1 pseudogene is annotated in these 1,079 nt (G+C 66.3%); it reads right to left on the bottom strand.

Going from position 1 to position 1,079, the window contains the following annotated elements:
* Window positions 1–23 precede the first annotated feature (23 nt).
* Window positions 24–1,003: pseudogene (locus ACGFYQ_RS42235) on the bottom strand (IS5 family transposase).
* Window positions 1,004–1,079 lie beyond the last annotated feature (76 nt).

The following is a 1,079-nucleotide window of genomic DNA, read 5'->3' as shown; positions in this document are numbered from 1 at the left end:
CTAGGGCCTGTGTGATGTCGTGATCAGTCGGCGGTCTTCAGGAGGTCGTCGATCCAGATCATTGCGGCGCGGAGGTGGACGCCGGCGAGGTAGCTCTCGGGCGACTTGTCGTACCGGGTGGCGATGCCTCGCCAGGCCTTCAGCTTGTTGATCAGGCGTTCGACGGTGTTCCGATCCTTGTACAGATCTGCGTCATAGGTGACGGGTCGGCCGCCTCGGGCGCCCTTCTTCTTCCGGTGGGCGGCCTGGTCCTTCTTCTCGGGGATGACTGCCTTGATACCGCGTCTGCGCAGGTAGGAGCGGTTGCCGCGAGACGAGTAGGCCTTGTCCGCGGCGACCGCGCCGGGCCTGCTGCGAGGACGGCCGACGGGCAGGCGGACCCGCACTCTCCTGAGCACCGGGATGAATTGCGGGCTGTCCCCGGCCTGCCCGGCGGTCAGGACCAGCGCGAGCGGACGGCACCTACGGTCCGCGGCGAGATGAAGTTTGCTGGTCAGTCCGCCCCGGGATCTGCCGAGCAGGGCCTGATTCAGGCGGAGCTTGCGCCTGCGCCGGATCCGTCGGCGCTCGGCCTGTCCGTTCTGTTCCTCCGGTATGCCCCCTTTTGCCGTGCGGCCTCCTGTTCCTGCGCGGCTTCTTCCAGAGCGTCCATGAGGTGCTTGCTGACGCGCATCCCCGCGGCGTCGTGGTGGGCGCGGACGGTTGTGGAGTCCACGCTGACCAGCGACAAATCTGTCTGTCCGGCGCGGGCTCCCTCGGCGATCAGACCTTCGAGCAGGGCGGTGAACACACCGGCGTTCCGCCAGACCCTGAAGCGTCCGTAGACGGTGGCCCATGGGCCGAACTCGGCAGGCATCTCCCGCCACTGACCGCTGGACCGGAAACGCCAGATCACCCCTTCGAACTGCTCCCGCAGCCGTTCGGGGTACGGGCCGTACCTACCGATCGGCAGGTACGGCTCAATGAACTTCCACTGGGCATTGGTGAGTTGCCTATGCGTCACGACCAATGTCCTACCGGATTCCGCCCCGCGAAGTAGGCGAAACCCCACAGCTGATCACGACATCACACAGGCCCTA

It is taken from the genome of Streptomyces sp. NPDC048258, assembly GCF_043201995.1.
Taxonomy (GTDB): domain Bacteria; phylum Actinomycetota; class Actinomycetes; order Streptomycetales; family Streptomycetaceae; genus Streptomyces.
Note: the sequence above shows the minus strand (reverse complement) of the source record. Positions and strands in the feature narration are given on the sequence as shown.